The organism is Marinomonas pontica, assembly GCF_036322735.1.
GTDB classification, from domain to species: Bacteria; Pseudomonadota; Gammaproteobacteria; order Pseudomonadales; family Marinomonadaceae; genus Marinomonas; species Marinomonas pontica.
In genome coordinates this window covers 233,235-253,087 of sequence record NZ_AP027271.1, presented here as the reverse complement: position 1 = coordinate 253,087, position 19,853 = coordinate 233,235, and the positions used below count along the sequence as shown (strand labels likewise).

Genomic DNA, 19,853 nt, shown 5'->3' with positions numbered 1-19,853 from the left:
GAAGTCAATCCGTTATTCCTGTTGATAAGACGCAATCCAAGACGGAATATCCGTCACTGGTATGGCTTTTGAATAGTAAAAACCCTGCGCGTATTCACAGCCAATACTCGCTAAAAATGCTTGTTGTTCTGGCGTTTCAATACCTTCTGCAGTCACCGTTAAATGGAATGATTTTGCGATTGAAACAATGGCTTCCAGCATCAAGCGGCCACTTTCTTGCTCGGATTCGATTACGAAACTGCGGTCGATTTTTAGGTTATCCAAAGGCAATTTGCCCAAGTAACTCAAAGCGGAATAACCTGTCCCAAAGTCATCTAAACAGATTTTGATTCCCGCCTCACGCAACGCAGAGGCGTTTGACTTCACCTGATCGCCAATGGTGAGCAAGGCATCTTCCGTGACTTCCACTTCGATCGATTTAGGGTCAATGCCCAGTTCGTGTATCTTTTCAATCAGCTCATCAATGATGCGCTTCATGCCAAAACTTTTTGCAGAGAGGTTAATCGCCACTGGCGTTTCGGCATGAAATAGAGAAGGATTGGCTTTGATGATAGACAAGGTTTTGTTCATCACACACTTGTCTAACTCGATCAACAAGTTCAACTCTTGCGCGGTTTCGATCACTTCCCAAGGCGGAACAAGGCCATAGTCATCACTAAACCAACGCATTAGAGCTTCATAACCAGCAACACGATTATGCTTAAAGTCGATTTTGGGCTGAAAATACACATCAATGTCGGCATGCTTAATCGCTTTAATGAGCGCTTTTTGGATGCCTTTTTTACGGTCTGCGGCGTGGTGGATTGACTCGTTATAACAGGACAAAAACAACATATTTTGACGGGAATATTCGATGGCCATCAACGCGCACTCAACCACGTCACTGAAGGTGTCTTTGTGTTTGGAAAAATACGCACTGCCAACACGAATTTCTGAGCTTATGTCCCCGACGGTACGCTGTAATTCTGTGTGCAACGCGGTGGCTTTTTGCTCTACTTGCTGCGCCAAATCTTGCGTAGCGTCCACAGCGAAAATAAGCAAAAATCGGCTGGCTTGTAAACGGCTGCAATGCAAATAACTGACTCGTTCTTCTAAGGAACGTGCCAATTCTTCCAACATTTTATCGGCCAAGACTTCTCCATTCAATTTTCGAATACGATCGAAATCTGTCAGTTCAAACACCATAAAACAAAACAAGGTGTTTTCGGCTTGATTGCTGTCAAAAAGCTGTTGGACATAATCAAGCTGTGGCAGTTTAGTCACTGAGTCAAAGTTTCTTAGGAAGAAAGCTTCGTTGGCGGCGACGATTTTTTCTGACACATCGATGCCCACCCCTTGAATGTGGCAACCTATGTTGTCTTTGACTAATTTAAAGCGCCATTCCACTTCCGTATGAGACGAAGAACCTTTCATCATCAAGGACATTTTTAATTCATTTTTAAAACCGTTCTCAGACAACGAAAACAGCAACTTCGCGTCTCTTTTTGAAGACCCTGCCACGCATCCCAAAAAGTCATCCCCGGCGAGTTGGTGTGTATGAAATTGCTGAGAAAAGGACTTATTGGACAGGATAATGGTGCCTTCCAAAGAGATCCGAATAATAAAAAGTCCTTCAGAATCAAACACATTTCGATAACGAACATCCACTCGTTCTAATTGTTCGACCACATTTCGATACATAGATAAATCATGACAGATACCAACAAAGAAAGGCTGACCTTCTGGTGTTTCAGCTCGTCCGACCGATAAATGCATTTGGAAAAGTTGCCCGCTCTTTTTCATTGCGGTCACTTCACGGCCTTTGCCAATGATCGCGGCTTTGCCAGAGTCTAGATAGTTTTTCAGGTAGCCGTCGTGTCGGTCTGCGTCACTTTTTGGCATCAATATGGACACGTTCTGTCCAAAAACGTCGGCTTCGCTATAACCAAAAAGCAACTCAGCCGAAGGCGAAAAGGATTGAATAATGCCTCGTGCATTTATAATAATGATGCCATCCGCAGCCGCTTCAAACAGTGCTTTGTAAAGGGAGCCTTCCTTGTCTATCGCCATAATCTGTTACTTGAACCTTTTCACCAATTCGTACAATGCTTGAGTGGATTCTGTCGAGCGTAAAAGAGACGCTTCGGTAGCTTCCATTTCTTGTGTGTTTTCGTGCCCTAACTTCGCGATCTTGTGTACTTGATGACTGGTTTCTTCAATCACAATAGATTGCTGCTGAGTGGCAGCGGCCATTTGTAATGAACGCGCAGCGATCTCGCCGACAACCACATTGACCTCTTTTACCAGCTCGTCTTCTACGGCCACTTTGTTTAGGCTTTCTTTCGACATCATCACGCCTTCTTCGGCCACTTTGGAGGTTGCTTTCACACCATTTAGTAGGTCTTCTATGGCTTTGTCGATTTCCTGAGTTAATGATTGTGTTTTGGATGCCAGATGCCGCACTTCATCGGCCACCACGGCAAACCCTCGACCATGCTCACCCGCGCGCGCGGCTTCGATAGCCGCGTTCAAGGCCAATAAATTAGTCTGTTCAGCAATTTGATCAATCAAATTACTCGACGTGGATATTTTCTCCGCCAGCGCCGCCACGCGATTTACCGACTCGCCAATGCTCATTACCGTGGCGTTTAATGTCTCAATCGATAGCCTTGCGTCATTGCCTGCAATCGCGGCGTTTTGAGTAATATCAGACGCTTTGCTCGCGTACTCCGCCGTTTCTGCAATATTGTGCGACACTTCTGAAATAGTAGACGACATTTCCGTCATTGAGGTCGCGATTAAGTCGGTTTCCTCTTGCTGGTGCTGTATTTTGGCTTTGGCATTGGAAATAGAAGAGTAGGACACCTTCATCTCTTTTTCGACATCAGAAGCGCCGTTTTCAATTCGAGTAAGTATGGTGCCCAGTCTGGAATGTAAACTTTTAATACCTACTGAAATATCACCAATAGTGGAAGATTGGCGGGTATAAGTCGCCGTTGCGACAGGGTGTTTGAATGCGGCTTTGCCTAGTTTATGTTGTAAATACCTTAAAAAATGCCCTTGTTGGCGCTTTAAAACCACAACATACACAGACAATAAAAATGCGAATACCATCAACGCGCTTTCGAAAGAGCTTAGGGAACATACGAACAAGTAAGACAATTTTTAGCTGACATTCAGCTTGTGACAGTATTTCCTCAGAAGCGACATTTAATCACCACTTAACCCACTTGTAAGGTACTTCAAGCACCTTACAACCGTTATTTGGACGGATTAACCCCGTGCAGAACGTATCATCTGATCTACTCGTAACAAATTTCCAAGTGCAAACAGCACGGCGAGTTTGTTGTCATTTTTAGACAGGCCTTTGTAGACGACTTTGCGGAACCCAAACTGGCATTTCAGTATTCTAAACGGGTGCTCGACTTTCGCTCGGATACTCGCCTTTAAGTATTCCGTTCGGATCAGCTGCTTGTTGAGGCGGGGGTGCTTTTTCCAAGCACGTATCTTGCTGGGCATCTCAGCTACTAACCAATCGACATTCTTATCTTTTGTTTCTGTGCGCTTTTCTACGCCACGGTAGCCAGAGTCCGCCGATACAAATGACTCATTGCCATGAAGAAGTTCCGTCAACTGGTTTAAATCGTGATCATTGGCAGGCGTCGTGGTGAAGCTGTGAACTAACCCACGCTTTGCATCAACACCGATGTGAGCTTTCATGCCAAAGAACCATTGTTTTCCCTTTTGCGTTTGGTGCATTTCGGGATCGCGTGCATTAGATTTATTTTTGGTGGAACTTGCTGCCTCAATAATCGTCGCATCAACGATTGTCCCTTCTTTAAAGTAGGTGCCAGAATCAGACAGCCATTTGTTTACTTCTTTGAAGAGTTTACGACCCAGCTTATGCTTCTCAAGCAGGTGACGGAAATTCATGATGGTCGTGTGGTCTGGGATCGCACCTTCTAATGATAGGCCAGCAAACAGCCGCATAGAGGTGATCTCGTAAAGGGCATCTTCCATCGCTGGATCACTCATGTTGTACCAGTTCTGCATAAAGTGAATGCGCAGCATGGTAGCGAGAGGGTATGGACGCCGACCATTGCCAGCTTTTGGGTAAAACGGCTCAATCTGAGCTTCGAGCTGTAGCCATGGAATCAGCTCATTCATCCGACCAAGGAAGAGCTCTTTGCGAGTCTTGCGGCGTTTGCTGGTAAATTCGGTATCGGCGAAGGAAAGCTGATTCATGTCATTCGGTCTTGAGGTAATGGTCAGATCGGCATTGTCTCATATTGGGGACTTAATCGCAGTTTCCCTAGTAAGTGATGTTTTATTGATTTATATCATTTTATTTAACTCATTATCCAAATGGGAGTCATTGTCATTTATCTAATTTTGTGATTTGACTATCATTTCTTTTCAAATCACTACAATTAGTTACATTTATATCTTTTCAGAAACGCCTTTTTCAATCGATTGTGCCTACCCTTCAGCTAGGGCATAAAACCAAAAACGGATTGCCTGCGTAATAACATTTATCAAAACAATGAAGTACAAAGGCTGAGTAAATTGAGCAACGCTTATCACACACTGCGCGTCACCCTTGGCGATCAACTGAACGCCGCGCACTCTTGGTTCAAACAGCAGGATCAAGGCGTGCTTTACTTGATTGCCGAGCTGCACCCAGAAGCGACCTATGTGAAACATCACATTCAAAAGCTCTGTGCGTTTTTCCTTGCCATGGAGCGCTTTGCCAGCGCCCTAAAAGAGAACGGCCATGAGGTGTGTTATCTGACCTTAGATGATACGCAACAACAGCCTTTAGATGAGGTCATTTTATCGCTGGCCAAACAGCATAATATTGGCCATGTTGAGCTGCAGCGTCCTGATGAATACCGTGTTCTCCAGCAATATCACGACTTGATCACCACCAGCACCCAACCCAAATTTAGCATGGTCGACAGCGAGCATTTTTTATTGCCCTTCAACGACATTCCGAATTTTTTCCAAGCAAAAAGCACCGTTAGGATGGAACACTTCTATCGCAAAATGCGTCAGCGCTTTAATATATTGATGGCAGGCGATAGAGAACCTGAAGGCGGCCAATGGAACTACGACAACGCCAATCGCAATAAACTCAAAGCCAAAGACCTCGCCGACATTCCAGAACCTTTGTGTTTTCAGCACGATGTGACGCATTTACTTAAGCGCATACAACATCACCAAATCCCATCTATTGGCAAAGCGGAATCTAGTCTGCTTTGGCCTGTGACAAGCCAAGACGCATTGAACTTGCTCACGTTTTTCTGTGAACATTTGCTACCAAACTTTGGCCGCTTTCAAGACGCAATGACAAACCAAACACCACACAGCTGGAGCTTGTACCATTCCCGATTGTCGTTTGCACTGAACGTCAAATTGATCAGCCCAAAACACGTCATCAAAGCCACGGTTGCGGCTTATCACGAAAGCGACACCATCGACATTGCGCAAATAGAAGGGTTTGTAAGACAAATTCTCGGTTGGCGTGAATACGTTCGTGGCATGTACTGGATTAACATGCCGGATTATCAACAGCAGAATGCGCTACGCGCCGAAAGAGACTTACCCAGCTATTTCTGGACAGGACACACCAACATGGCGTGCCTTGCCAGCGCCATTGGGCAATCCCTCGATTACGCTTACGCCCATCATATTCAACGACTGATGGTGACGGGCAATTTTTGCCTGTTAACAGAAATCCAGCCAGAACAAGTGGACGAGTGGTATTTGGGGATTTATGTGGACGCACTCGAATGGGTAGAACTGCCGAATACGCGAAGCATGAGCCAATTTGCCGATGGCGGCTGGATTGCCTCCAAACCTTACGCGGCCAGTGGCAGTTATATGCAGAAAATGAGCGATTACTGCAGAGATTGCCACTACAAGGTAAAAGAAAAAACCAGTGAGGAATCTTGCCCGCTCAACAGCTTGTATTGGCGTTTTATGGTCAAACATCGAGAGCGTCTCGCCAGAAATCCTCGCATCGGCATGATTTACGGCAACTGGGACAAACAAGACGACGCGCAAAAGCACGCCGTCTTAGAAAGAGCCGAATGGTGTTTAGAAAACATTGAAGCGCTGTAACAGCGTTCTTCAACGCTCAAAAAATCTCACGAATATGCGCTATACGACATTTATAACTAAGCAAACTGATTAACGGATAATTCCACCATTAAATCACTGCTGATTTTTTCTAGCGCGGCTTCTAGGTCAGCCAAAGGCAGGTCATTTGGCACAGCCAGCACCATGTCCGTTTTGAACAGCATATCGGAACTCATCGGCGCTGGTTCACACGTAGTGGTGAGTTCTTTGACGTTAACCATTAATGAATGCAACACTTGAGACACTTCTTTGACGATCCCAGGACGATCATTGCCAACCACGGATAACGACAACGTTGAACCCTCTGATGCGTTTTGATTAGCCAGCTCAACGGTGACATGCAGTCCCAGTTGTTCAAAGTTACGCAACGCACCGACCAGCGCTTCCTGATGTTCCAACGGCACAGACAGGGTCAGGATACCGGCAAACTTATCGGCCAAATGCGCCATGCGACTTTCTAACCAATTACCATGATGACGTGCGATGGTGTCGGAAAGACGCTCAACAATGCCTGGACGGTCTTCGCCAATAAAGCTCAATACAAGGTGCTGCGACATACACTTCTCCATCAATATTATTAGAATTATTCAGAACAGCTTAAATGAAGATTACTTCAATTCCCCAAGAGTGCCAAGAAAACCCCAAAACAGAGTAAACAGTCCAAGCTCAATGCTAGCGGGGCTCTGCCTGGGCTTGCTTGCGCAAAAACCAAAAGCCCAAACCCGCCGCGATTACGCCAGTCACACTGCCCATCCCAATCGCCCATCGCGCACCCAAAAAGTCAGCGATCCAACCGACCAAAGGCGCACCCAACGCAGTACTACCTAATGCCGTCGCTAATACCACCGCCATGACACGACCACGATAACGTTTTTCAGTGGTCACTTGCATATACGACGCCGTCGAGGTGGTAAACAATTGCAAGCTCAGACCGAGCAAAATCAACAACACTGCAAACGCCCAAAACGACGTACTGATCGCCACCAAAAAGCAACTCACGGCAAACATCGCCGCCACATAAATCATAAAACGGAACGACGGCGACGAGCGACGGCTGGCGGTCACCATCGCCCCCGTTATGGAGCCAATCGCCATCATAGAAATCAAGAAACCGTATTGATCCGCATGGCCTTGAAAGACATGCACCGTCATCGCCGATAGATAAACCGAGAAATTCATTCCCAAGCTGCAAATAAGAAAGGACATCACCAGAATCACCGCCATTTCACGATGCTGCCAAATATAACGAAAACCATCGAGAAATTTCGCCACATCGGGAGAGGCTTTCGTGTTGTCAGCTTCGACTTTGGGCAAACGTTTTTTGAAGCGATGCAAGGCGATCAACAAAGGAATAAACGACAAAACATTGATCATAAATACCCAGCCGGTACCGATCAGAGCGATCAAAATCCCCGCCACCGCAGGGCCTACCAAACGAGCCGAATTAAAGGACACGGAATTCAGCCCAACCGCATTCGACAACTCTTTTTCACTAACAATATCTGAAACAAACGCATGTCGCGCAGGCGCATCAAAAGCAGCAACACAGCCCAACGCAAACGCACACGCACACACTTGCCACAACACAACATGACCACTTAACACCAACAACCCCAGTATCAACGCCAAAGCCGCCATCAAACTTTGGGTAATAAACAGCAGCTTACGGCGGTCCATTCGATCCGCTGCCCAACCGGTAATGGGCAACAACAAAATTTGCGGCGCAAATTGCAAAAACACCACCAGTCCCACCGCGGAGGCGTTTTTATCTGACAGCTCCGCAATCACAATCCAATCTTGCGCGGTGCGTTGTAGCCAAGTCCCTAGGTTGGAAACAATCGCCCCACCAAACCACAGCTTATAATTCGGATTAGACAAAGAACGAAATGCATTACTCAACACAGGCTCCTTATAGGTTTAGCATGACGTGTGAATTTGACATTAAATGGCATGCTTTCACCGGTATATTACGTGGAAAACACCGTAAAAAATGGCGTTGCTGCAAAAGATCTTTTTACAATCAACTTGTCACATTCTATGCTGTGAATAGATCATTTCTAAAGGTTTTACCCCAAGCGTCTAATTACAATAACTACTAGCAGGTAATTCATCGTGATATTCAACAATATGTCGTTAAAATCGCAATTCGTGTCCGTTATTGCTTTGCCCTGTTTGGTGCTCTTACTGGTCAGTTGGGCGGGTCTAAGCGGCCTTTCCAGCGCACAAGAACAAACCAAACAACTTGCCCAGAACACCAGCGCGCCAATGCGTTCTCTGGCGGAAGTGGCATCGCGCATCCCTCGCATGCGAGTCGGCATAGACATCATTCTGCTGCAAGAAGTCCCCGCCATGCAGGATAAAAAAGGCGTTATTACGCGCATCAAAGAAACTCGCACCGAAGACATTCCAGAAATGGACATGGCACTCAAGCAAGCGTTAGAGTCGCAAGCCACACCCAAAATGCGCGCAGAAGTACAAAAGGTGATCGATATTTTTGCTAAGGTAAAAAGCGACGAATTGTCTCCAATGCTGGCGGCCATGGAAAAAAATCAAATGGCAGTCGCCCAAGACATTTACAAAAACCAGTACGCCAACAGCTATGGCGTTATGCGCAAAGCCGTCAACACAATACTGGATGAGTTGCTTGAACAAGGACAACAAAGCTACGCCCAAAGCCAAGCAAATTACGAAAAAAGCCGAAACAACATGATGGTGTTAATCGTCATCGCTTTGGCAGCGTCCATTCTTTTGGCATGGCTAATGTTACGACGTCTTAACCAACGAGTATCCTCGCTACAACAACACATTTCCAGCGCCAGTGACAAATTAGACCTTGGCTCAGTCATGTCCATGTCAGGCAAAGACGAGCTGAGCGACATTGCCCAACACTTCAACCAGTTTACTACCAAGATTCGTACGGCCATCGAAAACGTCGCAGAGAATTCGCGCCAACTGGCTCACACGGCCAACGATGTCGCTGCAAAAGCCAAAGCCACACACACGAATTGTCTAAATGAACGCGACAGAACCACACACATCGCCACCGCCATTCATGAAATGGGCGCGACGGTAGAAAACATCGCCGAGAACGCTTCCCAAGCGGCAAAAGCCGCACAAGAAGCTGACAAACAAGCCCATCAAGGCGCGGGATTAGTGGCAAAAGCACGTCAAGGCGTGACATCATTGTCGACAGAAATTCAGCACATCAGCTCGGACATTGGCTCATTAGCGACTCAAACCGATTCGATTGGCAGCATATTGGACACCATTCGCAGCATCTCAGAACAAACCAACCTACTCGCCCTAAACGCAGCGATTGAAGCGGCTCGTGCAGGTGAACAAGGGCGAGGATTCGCCGTCGTGGCCGATGAAGTACGAAATCTTGCTAGCCGCTCAGCGGCCTCCACGGATGAAATCCAGAAGATGATTGATCAGTTGCAAGAACAGTCCGCCAAGACGGTTGCTACCATTCAGTCAGGACAAGACCAAAGCAACACAGTAGTGGGACAAGCCAACGAAGCAAACAGCGCGTTGGAACAAATCACCGCGCATATTGGTCAAATCAGCGACATGAACATTCAAGTTGCCACCGCCACAGAAGAACAATCCCTTGTGGTGAACGACATGAGTAAAAACGTCGAAGAAATCAACCAACTCACAACAGAAACCTCAGAAATTGCCGATGAACTGACCGCATCCAGCACCAATTTGCAAAAATTGTCTGCCCAGCTGGATCAACTGGTGACACAGTTTAAGCTTTAACGTCTTTGGTCTGTCTGCCGCAGAATCGACGATTCTAGCCACAAAAAAGGGAAGCCAGTGCTTCCCTTTTTTGCGTTTTAGCCAAATACCGACTTATGGGTTTTTGGTATTTTCCAAACACGCCGCGGCTGTAAACAAGACATCGGTTGAACTGTTCAACGCGGTTTCGGCTGAATCTTGCAACACACCAATGATAAAGCCCACCGCCACCACTTGCATCGCGATGTCATTCGGAATGTTAAATAAACTACACGCCAATGGAATCAACAATAACGAGCCACCCGCCACACCAGACGCACCGCACGCCGACACTGCAGCGATAATACTGAGCAACAGTGCAGTTCCAAAATCTAACGAAATGCCCAGCGTATTCACCGCCGCAAGCGTCAATACCGTGATGGTGATCGCAGCGCCAGCCATGTTAATGGTCGCACCCAATGGAATAGACACAGAATAAGTGTCTTCGTCTAACTCCAAACGCTTACAAAGGTCTAAGTTAACCGGAATATTGGCCGCCGAACTGCGAGTGAAAAAAGCCGTAACGCCACTTTCTCTTAAACACTTAAATACCAATGGATACGGATTGCGACGAATTTTCCAGAAAACCAATAAAGGATTCGTGACAAACGCAATAAACAGCATGGCACCAACCAACACCGCCAATAGATGCGAATAACCCAATAAGGCATCAAAGCCTGTGGCTGCGATCGTACTCGCCACCAAGCCAAAAATACCAAACGGGGCCAAACGAATAATGACCGATACAATACTGGTCACACTGGTCGCCAGATGTTGCAATGATGCTTTTGTGGATTCAGACGCATGACGCAATCCCAAACCAAAACCAATCGCCCACGTCAAAATGCCCACATAATTGCCTTGAACCAAAGCATTCACTGGGTTATCCACCATTTTAAAGACCAATGTACGCAGGACTTCACCCACACCCTGAGGAGCGCTTTGGCTTAAATCTGGCGACACCAAATGCAATTGCGTAGGGAACACAAAACTGAACACCACAGCGATTAACGCCGCGATAAAGGTACCAAACAAATACAACACCAAAACAGGACGAATATGCGTTTGTTGAGCCTGTTTATGGTTAGCGATAGACGCCATTACCAATAAGAAGACCAAAATTGGCGCAATGGCTTTTAACGCTTTTACAAAGAAATCGCCCAACAATGTGGTCGACAGCGCAATACTTGGCGAGAGATACGCCAAGGCGATACCGCAGACAATACCGATGGCAATTTGCAGCACCAAACTACCACGCAAATAGCGCTGTAACAGCGATGGTTTAGGGGTTAACGTCATTAGAAAGGGGTCCATTGAAGTTTTCGGAACCGCACCTTACTGCATCCGACTAAAAAAATGAACCATTTTAGGGCGTTATCTCGGATATTAATGCCATATCTCAACCAAGTTCCACATTTAACCGATCATTCAACTTCCTTACTTTATGCTCAAAGCAACGCTTGAAGTTCCCTCTTTTAAGTCCAATATTGATGCCATACACACACCGATTTAAGGAATAAAAATGTCAAACCTGTTAGAAAAATTGAACTGGCGTTATGCCACAAAAAAAATGGACTCAAGCAAAGCGGTTGAGCAAGACAAAGTAGATCGTATTTTAGAAGCCATCCGCCTTACCGCGACATCAAGCGGCCTTCAGCCATACGAAGTCATCGTGGTAAAAAACAAAGCACTTCGCGAAGCCATTGTGCCTCACGCATGGAACCAAGCACAAATCACCGACGGCTCTCACCTTTTAGTGTTTGCGGCATGGGACAACTACACAGAAGAACGAATCAACAAGATGTTCGATCTTGTCAACGACGAACGTGGTTTTAAAAACGAAGGTTGGGAAAACTACCGCCAAATGATCCTTGGCGCTTACCCTCCACGTGATGCCGAAGTGAATTACCAACATGCAGCACGTCAGGCTTATATTGGCCTTGGCACAGCGTTGATTGCAGCGGCCGAAGAAGGCGTTGACAGCACACCAATGGAAGGCTTCGATCCAGCAAAAGTGGATGAAATTCTGGGCCTTACAGAGCGTGGACTTCGCTCTGTCATCCTGCTTCCTTTGGGCTACCGCGCCGACGAAGGTGACTGGTTGAAAGACCTTAAAAAAGTACGTCGTTCTACAGAAGAATTTATTACTGAAATGAACTAATTTGCTGTTTCATTGAAGCAACAACGCCAAAACGCCAGTCTTCTGGCGTTTTTTTTGCCCATTTTTCAAATTTAGCAAAAAATAGGGAACAGTCGCCCAAAGTCACAAATAGTGACCCGAATACACCAAAATTTGCGTATGTTATTAGCAATAAAATCCCCAACAGACCAAGGACAAAGCATGGCAAAATATGTCGGACTGCTCTTTATCTCGCTTTTTTTAAGCGCGTGCTCTTCCAATGACAGTTGGCGTACCGCCAGTCGCGAGCCTGCTGGCATCGCACCATCGCCTGAAACAGAGAAAGACGCGGTTATCGAATTTTATGCCGCCGACGCTTACAGCTGGCGCGGCTGGTTTGCGGTTCACACTTGGGTCGCAACCAAGGAAAAAAATGCCGCGCAATACACGGTACATGAAGTGGTTGGTTGGCGAGTAAATCGAGACCTTCCTGCCCTTTCGGAATACCAAACGCCGACGCCGGATCGTTACTGGTTTGGCGCCAAGCCAGAAAAAGTACTGTCTCTTGTTGGCCCAAAAGCCGAAGCATTGATTCCAAAAATAAACGCCGCTGTAAAACGTTACCCTTGGGCAAACGAATACACCGTATTCCCCGGCCCAAACAGCAACACGTTTCCCACTTGGATCGGTTTACAAGTACCCGAGCTCAATCTTGATATGCCTTTCAGCGCCATCGGCAGTGGCTACGCAGACAACGAATAAAAAAAGCGGACTCACCTCTCGATCAGTCCGCTTTTTCTTCACTCTCTGTACGTCATCAGTGCTTGGTCATTCCCGGATTCGGTATGAAGTTAATCACTACCTCTTCCGTTTCTGGCGCGCTGCTATGAGGCTGATTCACTCGAGTTGGAATCTCCGTTGGCTGCGCCTGAACAATGGTCGATTGCTCATCCGTATAACCACAAGAAATGCATTCACGATATTGTTTTTCAGCGTCGTCATCGCGCCATGCACGAATCTTATCCATCTCACTGCAACGAGGGCACACCGCCCCAGCGATAAAGCGTTTTACTGTCATAACCTTATACCTTCTAACCTCTACGCCGCGATGCCGCTGTGTCTCAATAAGGCATCGGTACTTGGCTCACGACCACGGAACTCAGCGAACAAATCCGCTGCCGGACGGGAGCCGCCATTTGCCAATATGGTATCACGGAAGCGTGCACCGGTATCTTTATTGAAGATGCCGTCTTCTTCAAATTTTGAAAAAGCATCGGCGGACAACACTTCGGCCCATTTGTAGCTGTAGTAACCAGCCGCATAACCGCCTGCAAAGATATGCGAGAAGCTATTTTGGAAACGATTAAACTCAGGCGGTGTAGTCACCGCGACTTTACTGCGCACATCGTCGATAACCGATTGAACAGAAATGCCTTTTTGGTATTCCATATGCAAACGGAAGTCGAACAAGGAAAATTCCAATTGACGCATCATCTGCATGCCGGATTGGAAGTTTTTCGCTGCTAGCATTTTGTCTAACAAGTCCTGTGGCAATGCTTCGCCCGTTTCGTAATGACCGGCAATATGAGCCAATGCTTCTGGTTCGTAACACCAGTTTTCCATGAATTGACTTGGCAATTCCACCGCATCCCACGCCACACCGTTAATACCCGATACCGAAGACACGTCCACTTGGGTCAACATGTGGTGCAAGCCATGGCCAAACTCGTGGAACAAGGTGGTGACTTCGTCGTGCGTCAACAATGCCGGTTTGTCACCGATAGGTGGCGTAAAGTTACATACCAAGTATGCGATCGGCAATTGCAAACGGTTGTCGCTCAAACGACGACGAGTACGGCAAGAATCCATCCATGCACCGCCGCGTTTTGCTTCGCGTGCATACGGATCTAGGTAGAAGCGAGAAACGTCTTCCCCATCTTTGCTGATAGTGAAAAGCTGCAAGTCCTTGTTATAGCTATCGAAATCTTTTTCTTCGCGAATATCCACACCAAATAAGGTTTGTGCCACGTGAAACAATCCAGACAAAACCTTGTTCATTGGGAAGTAAGGACGCAGTTCTTCTTGAGAAATACTGTACTTATGCTGACGCAATTTTTCCGCGTAGTACGTCATGTCCCAAGCGTTCAATTTTTCCACGCCGTTTTCATCTTTCGCGAACGCTGTTAGCTGCGCAAGATCTTGTTCTGCCGAGTTTTTTGATTTTTTCGCTAAATCGTCTAAGAAATCAATCACCTGCTGTCCGTTGTCGGCCATTTTGGTCGCAACGGACAATTCCGCGTAATTATCGAACCCTAAAATCTGCGCCATCTCATGACGTAATTGCAGAATTTCATCGATCAAAGGCGCGTTATTAAACTTGATGTCGCCGCCTTGATCAGACGCGCGCGTTGCAAAAGCGCGGTACATTTCTTCGCGAAGTTCGGCATTGTCGGCGTAACTCATTACCGGCATGTAAGAAGGGAAATCTAAAGTGAATAACCAACCGTCTTTTTCTTTGGCTTCGGCCATTTGTTTGGCTTGTGCCAACGCCGATTCTGGCAAACCAGACAGTTCGCTTTCGTCAGTGATTAACTTGCTCCAAGCTTGTGTCGCATCCAACACGTTTTCACCAAACTGACTGCCCAACTCAGACAAGCGCTGGCTGATCTCGCCATAGCGTTTTTTGGCGTCGCCTTCTAGACCCACACCAGACAATTCGAAATCACGGATCGTTTGAGTCAAGGCTTCAGTTTGTGCTTGATTCAGCTCTTTTGCTGCTTCACTTTCAGCAAGATTTTTATACGCTTGATACAAGGCTTTGTTCTGGCCAAGATCCGTATAAAACTGTGTCAATTTTGGCAAGCAGGCGTTATAAGCTGCACGCAACTCTGGGGTGTTCTTTACAGAATTCAGATGGCCAATCGGCGACCAAAAATTGTTTAGGTCGTCATGTAATTGATCCAAAGGCAAAACAAGGCTTTCCCATGTTGGATGCGTATTTTCGCTCACACAGGCGTCTATTGCCGATTGATTGTGCTTCAGTAGTTTCTCTAGATCCGCTTCAATGTTCGCAACATCGACGTCGGTAAAATTCGGTAAACTGGTCGCGTCCCATACAGACTGTGACATATCGTGATATCCTTTTATATTAATTGAACGCTGTATTGCATTGGTCAATACTATGCTTACTAAGATAGGTTGTCTTAACTCTTTTTCAATGCATAAACGCCTATTGTGTTAATAGTTCCTTCATTTATTAACGCAATGAATTGGCGATAACACCCTTTAAGCGAGTATTTATGGTGATGAAATCTTTCCGTGGTAAAACACCACAACTAGGCGACCGAGTTTGGGTCGATGACAGCGCGGTGGTTATTGGCGATGTCTCTATAGGCGAAGACAGTTCCGTCTGGCCTTTGGTGGCCATTCGTGGCGACATGCATCGTATTCGTATTGGTGCTCGAACCAGCATACAAGACAATTCCTGCTTGCACATTACTCATGCCAGTACCTACAAGCCAGAAGGTCACCCTTTGGAAATTGGCGACGACGTGACTGTCGGTCATATGGCGATGTTGCATGGTTGCACCATTGGAAGCCGAGTTTTAGTTGGCATGGGAACCACCATTCTTGATGGCGCGGTGATTGAAGACGAAGTCATCATTGGCGCTGGCTCCTTGGTGCCACCGGGCAAGCGCTTAGAAACGGGCTTTATGTACATGGGCTCTCCGGTAAAACAAATCCGCCCATTGAACGACAAAGAAATCGAATACTTCCAGTACGCAGGACTGAACTACGTCAAACTCAAAGACGAATACCTTGCGGAAGCACACGCTCAAGACACCCAAAAATAACATCACCAAAGTGTAAGATAGCCAACGGGAACGCCGTCTAACTATCTGATACCCTGCGAGGCATAAATGACGAACATGAACCTCGCTGTTGAGATGGAACCTTCAGCAGCAAGCCACGTCTTTCATGACACGGCTTTTATCGATGAGTTGCGCCTGCAAATGTTGAAATTTGCCACCTTGCAGGTACGAGACAGCCAATTAGCGGAAGACGCCGTACAAGAAGCCATGCTATCGGCGTATCAAAACATTGATCGTTTTGCTCGCCAAGCCGCGTTTAAGACTTGGGTATTTTCTATCTTAAAGAACAAAATTATTGATTTATTGCGTAAAGAAAAACGCCACACGTCAGCCAGCCAGCTTGAAGATGGGCCGAATCTAAGCGGCGACGCGCTCATTGAACATTTGTTCGAGGAAAACGGCCATTGGCAAAAAGATGAGCGCCCAAAAAAATGGGATCAACCGGATCATGGTGTGGAAAACGCGCATTTTTGGAAAGTTTTTGATGCTTGTTTGAATGCGCTGCCCGCCAAATACGGTCGATTATTTATGATGCGCGAGTTTCTTGAGATGGACACCAGCGAAAGTTGCCATAATGAAGACGTATCCGTCAGTAGTCTGAATGTCACCTTGTACCGCGCGCGTTTGCGTTTACGAGAGTGCTTAGAAGATCACTGGTTTCAGAAGGAGACCGCCACATGATGAAGTGCAAACAAGCGACCCAGATGCTCTCGGAAAAACTGGATCGCCCATTAAGCGCAAAAGAGAAAATTGCCCTGGCAATGCACACGGCGATTTGCACACCGTGTCGCCAATTTGGCAAGCAAATGGAAAACATTCGCGCTATGTCAAAGTCATACGCTAAAACAAAAGAATCCGACAAGGACTAACGCAGACGTTTAAACGGCAGAGTGTAAGCCACCAAAAACAACATCGCCGCGCACACTACGACACTTGGGCCTGTTGGCGTATCCCAACGATAGGACGCCCATAGGCCACCGCACACAGACAAGCAGCCGATCACACTCGCGATTGACGCCATCTGTACCGGCGTCTTCGATAGCTTCCGTGCCGTGGCGGCTGGAATAATCATCAAAGACGTGATCAACAATACACCGACGATTTTCATCGCCACCGCAATCACCAAAGCCACCAGCAACATCAACAACAGACGAATCGCTTCAACAGGATACCCTTCCACCTTTGCCAGTTCTTCGTTCACCGTCACAGCCAACAACGGCTTCCAAAAGATCACCAACAGAGTAATGACCGCCAAGCCGCCACTGTAAATCCAATACACATCGGTTTGGCTAATCGCTAACAAATCGCCAAATAAATACGCCATTAAATCAATGCGGATATTATCGAGAAAGCTCACCGCCACTAAGCCCAGTGACAGCGCCGAATGCGCCAAAATCCCCAGTAAAGTATCGGTCGCGATAATGTGTTTCTTCTGCAAAGTGACTAACACCAACGCCAAACCAACGCACAACACGATAATGGCAAGGTTCAAATTAATGTCGAATAAAAAGCCCAAGGCCACACCCAACAGCGCCGAATGTGCCAACGTATCGCCAAAATACGCCATGCGTCGCCACACCACAAACGCCCCTAACGGCCCTGCGACCGCCGCCACACCTAACCCACCAAACAAGGCTCTGAGCAAAAGATCTAACATGGTTTAACTAACTCCAATATCGGCTAACTTAGGCGTGATTAATGATGTTTACAATGGGCATGATCGTGGGCATGTGCATCGCCCTCGTCTGATAAAATACTGCCATGCTCATCATGTACATGATCGTGCTGATGGGCATAAATCGCAATAGATTCGTCCGCTCCCGGAACACCAAACAAAGCTTGATAAGCAGGATGACCCGTCACGTGTTGCGGACTCCCTGAACAGCAAACATGCTGATTGATACACACCACGGTGTCTGTCTTCGCCATCACCAAATGCAAATCGTGAGACACCATCAACACGCCGCAATTTAGCTCGTTACGAATGCTTTCGATCAGGTTGTACAGCTCCACTTGACCATTCACATCCACGCCTTGCACAGGCTCATCCAATACCAATAAATTCGGCTTATTCAACAAGGCCCGCGCCAACAATACTCGCTGAGTTTCGCCACCAGACAAGACATGCACTTGCGACTGTAACAAATGCCCAATGCCCACTTTTTCAAGGGTTGGCAAAATTTGACGTTTATCCACACCGCGTACCAATGCCAAGAAATGCTTCACGGTTAATGGCAAGGTTGGATCGATGTGCAGCTTTTGCGGCATATAACCAATGCGCAGAGTTTTATGACGAACCACCTTGCCAGACGTCGCTTCTTGCAGACCAAGCAAGGTACGAATCAGTGTGCTTTTGCCGCTGCCATTGGGGCCAATCAGCGTCACAATTTCGCCTTCGCTGATGGTCATATCAATGCTTTCCAACAAAACGCGTCCATCAAACGCGATGCCTATTTTTTCAAAGGCAACCAAGCGCTTATTCATGCGTTTTCTCCCACCGCTTGGGCCTTACATTTCGCGCACAGCCCCGTTAGCTCAATGGTTTCCGCACGCAGTTCAAAGCCCTGTTGAGCGGCCTTTTCGATCAGCGCCGCGTGAATGTCTTGGTAATCAAATTCCATGACATTGCGGCATTCATCGCAAATTAAAAAATAGCCTTTGTGAACCTTATCCGCGTGAGCGCAGCCAAGGTACGCATTCATCGATTCCACCTTGTGAACTAAGCCCGCCGCCAACAAAAAATCCAACGCACGATACACAGTCGGAGGCGCAGAATTAAACCCCTCTTCGGCCAACTTCGCCAACAGCTGATAAGCACCAAGCGGACGATGACTTTCCCAAATTAGCTCCAAGGCACGTCGACGCACTTTGGTTAATCGCTGCCCTTGTTCCGCGCACAAGGCTTCCGCCGTCGCTAAAGCCGTTTCAATACAGTGATTGTGGTTATGATGCTGATGTGAATTATCATGATTCATTAAAAAGCCCTTCCTGCATTGTCTAAGTAACTCCAAATCATCGAAGTACTGATGATGATCAAAGCAAAAGCCGCGACAAAACCAAATACACGCGACACACGCTGTCGAATCACTTGGTGCTCACGACTTAACGCAAAACCGGTGTCACGAACAAACACGCTCACGCCTGCCAATGCCGCCACTGTGATCGCCGTACCCAGCGCCATCGCAAACGTTGCCACCAACCCCCAGACAAAAATGCCCGCGCTTAACGAAAACAACAACACCAAAATCGCCCCAGTACAAGGACGAATACCCACCGCGGCCACCATCGCCCAGATACTTCGACGGGCGGTTTTCGCCTCGTCGGCATGATGTGCGCAGCAAGTGTGATCATGAGAATGACTGTGCGAGTGGCCGTGACTTTCATGAGAATGGCCTTCATGGGAATGGTCATCAAGATGATCTTGCGAATGATCGTGACCGCAGCCAGATTGACCGCGCAATAATCGCACCAGAATCCACACACCAATTAAACCAACCGCAGCAAAGCTCGCGACTTCAAAGAAGCGACTGATTTGCATGGCTTTTCCCGCCAAAGAAAACACTTGGCTCAGCACCACAATCACCAACACCGCCATCACAGCCTGAACGCCCGCACACAAAAAAGCCAAGCTAATGCCACGTCGTAACGGCGCTTTGCTCGCTAACATATACGCAGAAATCACCGCTTTACCGTGACCAGGCCCAGCCGCGTGAAACACACCATAAAAGAAGCTAGTAGAAACTAATCCCCACAATAAAACCGGACTGCCGCCCTTACTGATGGAGCGCACCAACGACACCAATTCACGATGGAAAGTGGCTTGTTGCGCGATAATCCACTGAATAAAATCTTGATACGCTGCAACGTCCATCGCGGCATAAAGAGGTGAGCTGAAACCGATAAAAGTCAGCAATAAAAAAACGACGTTCTTGGCCATGATTGGCTATCACCGAGGTTGACTA

Annotated in this window: 19 protein-coding genes; 7 read left to right on the top strand and 12 right to left on the bottom strand. The window is 47.1% G+C overall.

Going from position 1 to position 19,853, the window contains the following annotated elements; genetic code table 11:
• Positions 1–12: 12 nt before the first annotated feature.
• The 3 genes from AABA11_RS01135 to AABA11_RS01125 form a co-directional block, all read right to left on the bottom strand.
• On the bottom strand, positions 13–2,049 hold the full coding sequence (locus AABA11_RS01135; protein WP_265730289.1) for an EAL domain-containing protein: 2,037 nt from the start codon (positions 2,047–2,049) through the stop codon (positions 13–15).
• Between the two features lie 6 nt (positions 2,050–2,055).
• Positions 2,056–3,093 (bottom strand): methyl-accepting chemotaxis protein, encoded by a 1,038-nt coding sequence (locus tag AABA11_RS01130; protein ID WP_338264724.1) that lies wholly within the window; start codon positions 3,091–3,093, stop codon positions 2,056–2,058.
• 159 nt (positions 3,094–3,252) lie between these two features.
• The gene (locus AABA11_RS01125) at positions 3,253–4,224 is read right to left on the bottom strand and encodes an IS5 family transposase (RefSeq protein ID WP_067038543.1); all 972 of its coding nucleotides are present in this window, start codon (positions 4,222–4,224) and stop codon (positions 3,253–3,255) included.
• A 321-nt stretch (positions 4,225–4,545) separates the two neighbouring features.
• Between AABA11_RS01125 and AABA11_RS01120 the strand changes: the two genes are divergently transcribed.
• Positions 4,546–6,102, top strand: coding sequence for a cryptochrome/photolyase family protein (locus AABA11_RS01120; RefSeq protein WP_265730291.1), 1,557 nt, complete (start codon positions 4,546–4,548; stop codon positions 6,100–6,102).
• A 56-nt stretch (positions 6,103–6,158) separates the two neighbouring features.
• On the opposite strand, the gene AABA11_RS01115 is transcribed toward AABA11_RS01120, so the two are convergent.
• Positions 6,159–6,677, bottom strand: coding sequence for a glycine cleavage system transcriptional repressor (locus AABA11_RS01115; protein WP_265730292.1), 519 nt, complete (start codon positions 6,675–6,677; stop codon positions 6,159–6,161).
• Positions 6,678–6,792: 115 nt separating this feature from the next.
• On the bottom strand, positions 6,793–8,019 hold the full coding sequence (locus AABA11_RS01110) for an MFS transporter (protein ID WP_338264716.1): 1,227 nt from the start codon (positions 8,017–8,019) through the stop codon (positions 6,793–6,795).
• 213 nt (positions 8,020–8,232) lie between these two features.
• On the opposite strand from AABA11_RS01110, the gene AABA11_RS01105 reads away from it, so the two are divergent.
• Positions 8,233–9,882, top strand: coding sequence for a methyl-accepting chemotaxis protein (locus AABA11_RS01105; RefSeq protein WP_338264715.1), 1,650 nt, complete (start codon positions 8,233–8,235; stop codon positions 9,880–9,882).
• Positions 9,883–9,975: 93 nt separating this feature from the next.
• Here the strand turns inward: AABA11_RS01105 and sstT are convergent, their stop codons facing one another.
• Entirely contained in the window at positions 9,976–11,199 is a 1,224-nt protein-coding gene (sstT, locus tag AABA11_RS01100) for a serine/threonine transporter SstT (RefSeq protein WP_265730235.1), read from the bottom strand.
• A 223-nt stretch (positions 11,200–11,422) separates the two neighbouring features.
• On the opposite strand from sstT, the gene AABA11_RS01095 reads away from it, so the two are divergent.
• Entirely contained in the window at positions 11,423–12,061 is a 639-nt protein-coding gene (locus AABA11_RS01095; protein WP_265730234.1) for an NAD(P)H-dependent oxidoreductase, read from the top strand.
• A 180-nt stretch (positions 12,062–12,241) separates the two neighbouring features.
• Complete coding sequence (locus AABA11_RS01090) at positions 12,242–12,781, top strand: DUF3750 domain-containing protein (RefSeq protein ID WP_338264711.1); 540 nt, start codon at positions 12,242–12,244, stop codon at positions 12,779–12,781.
• A gap of 55 nt (positions 12,782–12,836) precedes the next feature.
• On the opposite strand, the gene AABA11_RS01085 is transcribed toward AABA11_RS01090, so the two are convergent.
• Both AABA11_RS01085 and prlC read right to left on the bottom strand, forming a co-directional pair.
• Complete coding sequence (locus AABA11_RS01085; protein ID WP_265730233.1) at positions 12,837–13,097, bottom strand: YheV family putative zinc ribbon protein; 261 nt, start codon at positions 13,095–13,097, stop codon at positions 12,837–12,839.
• 20 nt (positions 13,098–13,117) lie between these two features.
• Positions 13,118–15,148, bottom strand: a complete 2,031-nt coding sequence (gene prlC / locus AABA11_RS01080; protein WP_338264707.1) for an oligopeptidase A — start codon at positions 15,146–15,148, stop codon at positions 13,118–13,120.
• A 170-nt stretch (positions 15,149–15,318) separates the two neighbouring features.
• Between prlC and AABA11_RS01075 the strand changes: the two genes are divergently transcribed.
• The 3 genes from AABA11_RS01075 (at position 15,319) to AABA11_RS01065 (ending at position 16,760) form a co-directional block, all read left to right on the top strand.
• Positions 15,319–15,873, top strand: a complete 555-nt coding sequence (locus AABA11_RS01075) for a gamma carbonic anhydrase family protein (protein ID WP_338264705.1) — start codon at positions 15,319–15,321, stop codon at positions 15,871–15,873.
• 66 nt (positions 15,874–15,939) lie between these two features.
• A complete protein-coding gene (locus tag AABA11_RS01070) occupies positions 15,940–16,572 on the top strand; it encodes an RNA polymerase factor sigma-70 (RefSeq protein WP_338264703.1) in 633 nt (210 codons plus the stop codon).
• On the top strand, positions 16,569–16,760 hold the full coding sequence (locus AABA11_RS01065; RefSeq protein ID WP_338264701.1) for a zf-HC2 domain-containing protein: 192 nt from the start codon (positions 16,569–16,571) through the stop codon (positions 16,758–16,760). Before AABA11_RS01070 ends, AABA11_RS01065 begins: the two co-directional genes overlap by 4 nt.
• On the opposite strand, the gene znuB is transcribed toward AABA11_RS01065, so the two are convergent.
• Genes znuB through AABA11_RS01045 form a run of 4 tightly spaced genes read right to left on the bottom strand, consistent with a single transcriptional unit; the run spans position 16,757 to position 19,828 of the window.
• Positions 16,757–17,548 carry a zinc ABC transporter permease subunit ZnuB gene (gene znuB / locus AABA11_RS01060; RefSeq protein WP_338264699.1) on the bottom strand — a complete coding sequence of 264 codons (792 nt, stop codon included), beginning with the start codon at positions 17,546–17,548 and terminating at the stop codon, positions 16,757–16,759. The genes AABA11_RS01065 and znuB overlap by 4 nt on opposite strands.
• 38 nt (positions 17,549–17,586) lie before the next feature.
• The gene (znuC, locus tag AABA11_RS01055) at positions 17,587–18,375 is read right to left on the bottom strand and encodes a zinc ABC transporter ATP-binding protein ZnuC (protein WP_338264697.1); all 789 of its coding nucleotides are present in this window, start codon (positions 18,373–18,375) and stop codon (positions 17,587–17,589) included.
• Entirely contained in the window at positions 18,372–18,866 is a 495-nt protein-coding gene (locus AABA11_RS01050; RefSeq protein ID WP_265730226.1) for a Fur family transcriptional regulator, read from the bottom strand. Before AABA11_RS01050 ends, znuC begins: the two co-directional genes overlap by 4 nt.
• Entirely contained in the window at positions 18,866–19,828 is a 963-nt protein-coding gene (locus AABA11_RS01045; RefSeq protein ID WP_338264694.1) for a nickel/cobalt transporter, read from the bottom strand. The genes AABA11_RS01050 and AABA11_RS01045 overlap by 1 nt, the downstream gene beginning before the upstream one ends.
• Between the last annotated feature and the right edge of the window lie 25 nt (positions 19,829–19,853).